Origin of the sequence: Thermus sp., assembly GCF_039793865.1 — a bacterium.
In the GTDB taxonomy this organism is placed as follows: Bacteria; Deinococcota; Deinococci; order Deinococcales; family Thermaceae; genus Thermus.
This window is the reverse complement of record NZ_JBAMMI010000053.1, coordinates 1-5623: the sequence shown is the minus strand read 5'-3', so window position 1 is coordinate 5623 and position 5623 is coordinate 1. Positions and strand designations below refer to the sequence as shown.

At 68.7% G+C, this 5623-nt stretch carries 8 protein-coding genes; 3 read left to right on the top strand and 5 right to left on the bottom strand.

Features of this window, described 5'->3' with window-relative positions:
* The first annotated feature begins 149 nt into the window (after positions 1-149).
* Entirely contained in the window at positions 150-818 is a 669-nt protein-coding gene (locus ABJK26_RS05220) for a PIG-L family deacetylase (protein WP_347241205.1), read from the top strand.
* Positions 809-1228 (top strand): archease, encoded by a 420-nt coding sequence (locus ABJK26_RS05215; protein WP_347241204.1) that lies wholly within the window; start codon positions 809-811, stop codon positions 1226-1228. Before ABJK26_RS05220 ends, ABJK26_RS05215 begins: the two co-directional genes overlap by 10 nt.
* Here the strand turns inward: ABJK26_RS05215 and plsX are convergent.
* The 5 genes from plsX to ABJK26_RS05190 are packed head-to-tail and all read right to left on the bottom strand — an operon-like array spanning position 1217 to position 4300.
* Positions 1217-2197 carry a phosphate acyltransferase PlsX gene (gene plsX, locus ABJK26_RS05210; protein ID WP_347241203.1) on the bottom strand — a complete coding sequence of 327 codons (981 nt, stop codon included), beginning with the start codon at positions 2195-2197 and terminating at the stop codon, positions 1217-1219. The genes ABJK26_RS05215 and plsX overlap by 12 nt on opposite strands.
* Positions 2194-2526 carry a thioredoxin gene (gene trxA / locus ABJK26_RS05205; RefSeq protein WP_347241202.1) on the bottom strand — a complete coding sequence of 111 codons (333 nt, stop codon included), beginning with the start codon at positions 2524-2526 and terminating at the stop codon, positions 2194-2196. The genes plsX and trxA overlap by 4 nt, the downstream gene beginning before the upstream one ends.
* Positions 2527-2585: 59 nt before the next feature.
* Positions 2586-2963, bottom strand: a complete 378-nt coding sequence (locus ABJK26_RS05200; RefSeq protein ID WP_347241201.1) for a S1 RNA-binding domain-containing protein — start codon at positions 2961-2963, stop codon at positions 2586-2588.
* Positions 2964-3001: 38 nt separating this feature from the next.
* The gene (gene folK, locus ABJK26_RS05195) at positions 3002-3481 is read right to left on the bottom strand and encodes a 2-amino-4-hydroxy-6-hydroxymethyldihydropteridine diphosphokinase (RefSeq protein ID WP_347241200.1); all 480 of its coding nucleotides are present in this window, start codon (positions 3479-3481) and stop codon (positions 3002-3004) included.
* A gap of 9 nt (positions 3482-3490) precedes the next feature.
* The gene (locus ABJK26_RS05190; RefSeq protein WP_347241199.1) at positions 3491-4300 is read right to left on the bottom strand and encodes a hypothetical protein; all 810 of its coding nucleotides are present in this window, start codon (positions 4298-4300) and stop codon (positions 3491-3493) included.
* 141 nt (positions 4301-4441) lie between these two features.
* On the opposite strand from ABJK26_RS05190, the gene lysJ reads away from it, so the two are divergent.
* Positions 4442-5623: [LysW]-aminoadipate semialdehyde transaminase LysJ (lysJ, locus tag ABJK26_RS05185; RefSeq protein ID WP_347241198.1), on the top strand; the 1182-nt coding region annotated here is incomplete at its 3' end.

Below are 5623 nucleotides of genomic sequence, written 5' to 3'. Positions count from 1 at the left end.
GCCAGGATCAAACTCTCCAACAAAAACGCCCCTAAGGGCAATGGGTGCTTGGCTTAGCCTTTTCCCGCGCTTTCAAGATCCCCCGCCGGTCCAACCGGCGCAACATTGAATGTACCAGGGAGGGTTCCTTCTGTCAAGATGGGGGCATGGTGGACCTCCTGGTGGTGGTGGCCCACCCCGACGACGAGACCTTCGGAGCGGGGGGTGCCCTTCTTCTCGCCAAGGAAGCCGGGCTTAGGACCGGGATCCTCACCCTCACCCGGGGGGAGGCCGGGAGGACCCTGGGCCTCTGCCCCCCCGAGGTCCTGCCCGAGGTGCGTCTTTCGGAACTGAAGAGGGCGGCGGAGATTCTGAGGGTGGACTTCCTCGAGGCCCTCGCCTTCCCCAACGCCCTTCCCCCGGAGAGGGGGGCGGGGCCCAGGGGAAAGGCCAGCGGCGAGGGGCTATCGGACCACCCCGAGGCGGTCCTGGCCGTCCGCGACCGGCTTCTCGCCCTAAGGCCCCGCTACGTCCTCACCTTTCCCCCGGACGGCATCAACGGCCACCCCGACCACGTGGCGGCGAGCCGCTACGCAAAGGAGGCGGCGGAGGGTTTGGCCCAGGTGGTTTACTTCGTTCGCCCCCAAGGCCCCTTGCCCACCACCCACCGGTTGCGCCTCCCCGAGTGGGCCCTGGCGCGGAAGCTTCGGGCCCTGGCCCAGCACAGGACCCAGGCCCTCTCGGTCTTGGACTTCATGGAGCGGTACCCGGAGCGCCTCTGGACGGAAACCTTCCACCTCCCCGGGGCAAATGGGGTGAAGGAGGCGCCTTGGTGGTGAGGTTTTTGAACCACACCGCCGACGTGGGCTTCGCGCTGGAGGCGGAAAGCCTCGAGGGCCTCTTCCAGGGGGCCTTGGAGGGGCTCCTCCGGCTGATGTTCCAAAATCCTCCCCAAAGGGGCCGGAGGCGGCGCAGGGTGGTCCTGGAGGCCGAGGACCTGGAAACCCTCCTCGTGCGCTACCTGAACGAGCTCGTCTACCTGATCCAGACCAAGGGCTTCGTGCCCGCAAAGGCCCGGGTGCGCATCTTCCCAAAGGAAGGGGGCTTCCGCCTCGAGGCCACCCTCCTGGGCGAGCCCTCCCGGGAGGCCTTCGGCTTCCAGGGAGAGGTGAAAAGCGCCACCTACCACGGGCTTTCCGTAGTCCAGGAGAGGGGCTTGTGGAAGGCCCAGGTGATCCTAGACGTGTAGGGCGGCCAGGTTTTGCCGCACCCGGTTCATGAGGCCCGCCTCCACCAGGGCTTTCGCCCTGAGGAGGGCGTTTTTCACCGCCAGGGCGTCGGCGGAGCCGTGGCCGATGAAGACCGCCCCTTCGACGCCGAGGAGGGGCATGGCGCCGTACTGGGCGGGGTCCACCCGCTCCCGCACCCCCCGCAGGGCCCCTCGGACCAGGAGGGCCCCCAGCCGGGCCAAAGGGGAAGAGGTCAGGGCCTCCTTGATCCAGGCGAGGAGGACCTTGGCCTCCCCTTCGGCGAGCTTCAGGACCACGTTGCCCGTGAAGCCGTCGGTCACCACCACCTCCGCGGTGCCCAGGAAGATGTCCCGTCCCTCCACGTTGCCGTAAAAGCGGGAACCCAAAGCCTCCTTAAGGAGGGGGTAGGCCTCGAGGACCAGGGCGTTCCCCTTGCCCTCCTCCTCCCCGATGGAGAGGAGGCCCACCTTGGGCCCAGGGACGCCGCTCGCCTCGGCGTAGGCGAGGCCCATGGCGGCGAACTGGAGAAGGAAGGAAGGGCGGCAGTCGGCGTTGGCCCCCCCGTCCAGGAGGAAGGTGCGTCCCCTTTGGCTCGGGAACTCCACTAGGAGGGCGGGCCTTTCTACCCCCTTCACCCGGCCCAGGGTGAAGAGGGCCGCGGCCATGGTGGCCCCGGTGTGGCCCATGGAGACCACCGCCCGCACCTCTTCCCGCTTGAGGAGGCCCATAGCCACCACGATGGAGCTTTGGGGGCGGCGGCGCACCTCGGTGGCCTGGTCCTCCATGAGGATGCGGTCCGGGGCGTGGACGATGGGCAGATCCGCCCGGTGCCGGGCGAGCTCGGCCCTCAAGGCGGGCTCGTCCCCCACCAGGACCACCTCCACCCCCTCCCGGGCCGCCCAGAGGGCCCCCAAGACGGTCGCCTCGGGGACGTGGTCCCCCCCCATGGCGTCCAGGGCGATCCTCATGCGCTGGGAGGCAGGTGCTTCTCCAGCTTGGCCTGGAAGTTGCGCTTGGGTTGGGCCCCCACCAGGACCTCCACCGGCTGGCCGTTCTTGAAGAGGATCACCGTGGGGATGCTCATGACCCTAAAGCGCATGGCCGTCTTGGGGTTCTCGTCCACGTCCAGCTTAGCCACCAAGAGCTTCCCCTCGTACTCCTTGGCGAGCTCCTCCAGGATGGGGGCGATCATGCGGCAGGGCGCGCACCACTCGGCCCAGAAGTCCACCAGGACCAGGGGGTGACCCCCCAGGGTCGCATCAAAGTTGGCGTCGGTCACCTCAACGGGCTTCCCCATACCCCACCACTTTACGGCAAACCCCCGGGGGCGCACACCCCCGGGAAGCACGCGGCGGCCTAGCGCTTCTTCTTGCCGCCCTTCTTCCCCTTGCCCCCGCCAAAACCCCCCGTGCCCCGGAGGAAGCTCTTGAGCTTGTTCTCAAACTCGGGGGACTGCTTGGGGAGGCGCTTGGGCCTCGGGGGTGGCCCCCCCTCGGGGGCCGGGGTCAGGTCCTTGATGGAGAGGTCCAGGCGCCCCTTGGGGTCGCGCCCCTTCACCATGACCTGGACGATGTCCCCCTCGTTGAGGAAGTCCCGGACGTTGCGCACGAACTCGTGGGCGATCTGGGAGATGTGCACCAGACCCTGCTCCCCGCCCGGAAGCTCCACGAAAGCGCCGAAGTCCGTCACCCGCACCACGCGGCCCTCTACGATGCTTCCCGCTTCTAGCTCCACTTTCTTTCTCCTCGCGCGGTCCTGCCGCGATGCCCCCACTATAGCACAAAGGGGCGCACCCCTGAGGGGTCTAGACCCTGGAGGAGCTCGGCGAAGGTGAGGCCGAGGAGGGGGTGGCGCCCCTCGGGAAGGAGGTCGGCGAGGGGCACCAGCACGAAGGCCCGCTCGTGGAGCCTGGGGTGGGGAAGCTCCAGGCCCTCTTCCCGCAGGACCAGGTCCCCGTAGAGGAGGAGGTCCAGGTCCAGGGTCCTCGGGCCAAAGCGCTCTTTCCGCTCCCGGCCCAGGGCCTTCTCTATGCGGAGCATCTCGGAGAGGAGGACCCGGGGCGGAAGCCCGGTTTCTAGCTCCGCCACCATGTTGAGGTAGCGGGGCTGGGGCGGCCCTATGGGCTCGGTCTCGTAGACGGGGGAAAGCCGGAGGAGGCGGGTCTTTGGCAGCCGGGAGAGGGCGGAAAGCCCAAGAAGGAGGTAGCCCGCCCGGTCCCCCAGGTTGCTCCCCAGGCCCACGTAGGCGCGCACGGGGCCATTTTAAAGAGCGAAGGCCAGGGAAAAGCCCAGGAGATTGCCCAAGAAGCCGAACACGTCCCCCGCCCCCCTACTTGCCGAGAGGCGGAAGGGCGCCTGCAACCGGACCTGGCCCTCCACCCCCTCCCCCAGGGGAAAGCGGTAGCCCAGGTAGGGAAAGGCCATCCAGGCGTCTCCCGCAAGGTAGCCCACCCCCAGGCCCAAGAAGGCGTCCCCCAGGTAGGCCTGGGCCCCCAGGGCGGGAAAGAGGGCGCCGAAGACCCAAAAAGCCCACCCTCCAAGCCAGAGGGCGTAGCCCTCCCCCTCGTAGGCCAGGGCCGGGGTCAGAGGCCGGCCCGTGGGGACGGGCACATAGAGGCGGAAGCGGCCTTGGGGGTCAAGGGAGGGGGTGAAGGCCTCCCGCCCCGAGGGGTAGTAGCGGAGGCCGAGGCCGAAGTGGCCCCCACGCGGGCGCAGGCCGTAGAGGGGAGCCAGGCCTTCCAGGAAGAGGGCGAAGGACTCCCCCAGGAAGGCCTCGAGGCCCAAAAGCGCCGAAGGGCGCACCGGCCCCCCCTCCACCCCCAGGCCCAGGTAGTAAGCCCCAGGCGAGCCCCAAAGGGGGAACAAGGGGAACAAGAGGTTCACGGTCCCCCCCCGGCGCAGGTAGAGGTGGGCGCTGTATTCCAGGTTGTGGTCCACCCCCACCCGCCCCCACACCCCGCCAAAAAGGGCTCCACCCAAGCTGAAGACGCTCCGGTCCACCGCGCTAAGGCCGAAAAAGAACTGGGCCTGGGCCAGGGAGAGAAGGGCAAAAAGCGCCACCCACCTTGCCATGGCTCCATGCTACCAAGGTTGACACCCCGGGGCGATGGCCCTAGCCTTAAGGACATGAGGTCCCGGGGGAAAACCTGAAGGGGCCTGGGAAGCGGCGCTTCCCGGGCGGCCCCCGGGGCTTTTCTTTATGGGAGGTGGCAGGTGGAACGCGCGGTGAAGGAAGGCTGGCGGGCCCTCTTGGAGGCGGAGAAGACCCTGGACACCGGGGTCTACACCAAGCACGACCTCCTCCTCGTCCGGGGCCAGGGCGCGAAGGTCTGGGACGCCGAGGGGAACGAGTACATAGACTGCGTGGGCGGGTACGGGGTGGCCAACCTGGGCCACGGCAACCCCGAGGTGGTGGAGGCGGTGAAGCGGCAGGCCGAGACCCTCATGGCCATGCCCCAGACCCTCCCCACCCCCATGCGGGGGGAGTTCTACCGCACCCTCACCGCCATCCTCCCCCCGGAGCTCAACCGGGTCTTCCCGGTGAACTCCGGCACCGAGGCCAACGAGGCCGCCCTCAAGTTCGCCCGGGCCCACACGGGCAGGAAGAAGTTCGTGGCCGCCATGCGGGGCTTCTCGGGGAGGACCATGGGAAGCCTCTCCGTCACCTGGGAGCCCAAGTACCGGGAGCCTTTTTTGCCCCTGGTGGGGCCCGTGGAGTTCGTCCCCTACAACGACGTGGAGGCCCTGAGGCGGGCCGTGGACGAGGAGACGGCGGCGGTGATCCTCGAGCCCGTGCAAGGGGAGGGGGGCGTGCGCCCGGCCACGCCGGAGTTCTTAGAGGCCGCCCGGGAGATCACCCAGGAAAAGGGCGCCCTCCTCATCCTGGACGAGATCCAGACCGGGATGGGCCGCACGGGCCGCCGCTTCGCCTTTGAGCACTTCGGCATCGTCCCTGACATCCTCACCCTGGCCAAGGCCCTGGGGGGCGGGGTGCCCTTGGGGGCCGCGGTGATGCGGGAGGAGGTGGCGCGGAGCATGCCCAAGGGCGGGCACGGCACCACCTTTGGGGGGAACCCCTTGGCCATGGCCGCCGGGGTAGCCGCCATCCGCTACCTGGAGCGCACCAGGCTCTGGGAAAGGGCGGCGGAGCTTGGGCCCTGGTTCATGGAAAGGCTTAGGGAGATTCCCTCCCCCAAGATCCGGGAGGTGCGGGGCCTGGGCCTCATGGTGGGCCTGGAGCTCAAGGAAAAGGCGGCCCCCTACATCCAAAGGCTGGAGAAGGAGCACCGCGTCCTCACCCTGCAGGCGGGCCCCACGGTGATCCGCTTCCTGCCGCCTTTGGTCATTGAAAGGGAGGACCTGGAGCGGGTGGTGGAGGCGGTAAGGGCGGTGCTA

Excerpts from the sequence above, each read along its gene's own strand:
- plsX (WP_347241203.1), bottom strand. The coding sequence starts at position 2,197 with ATGAGGATCGCCCTGGACGCCATGGGGGGGGACCACGTCCCCGAGGCG.
- trxA (WP_347241202.1), bottom strand. The coding sequence starts at position 2,526 with ATGGGGAAGCCCGTTGAGGTGACCGACGCCAACTTTGATGCGACCCTG.
- ABJK26_RS05190 (WP_347241199.1), bottom strand. The coding sequence starts at position 4,300 with ATGGCAAGGTGGGTGGCGCTTTTTGCCCTTCTCTCCCTGGCCCAGGCC.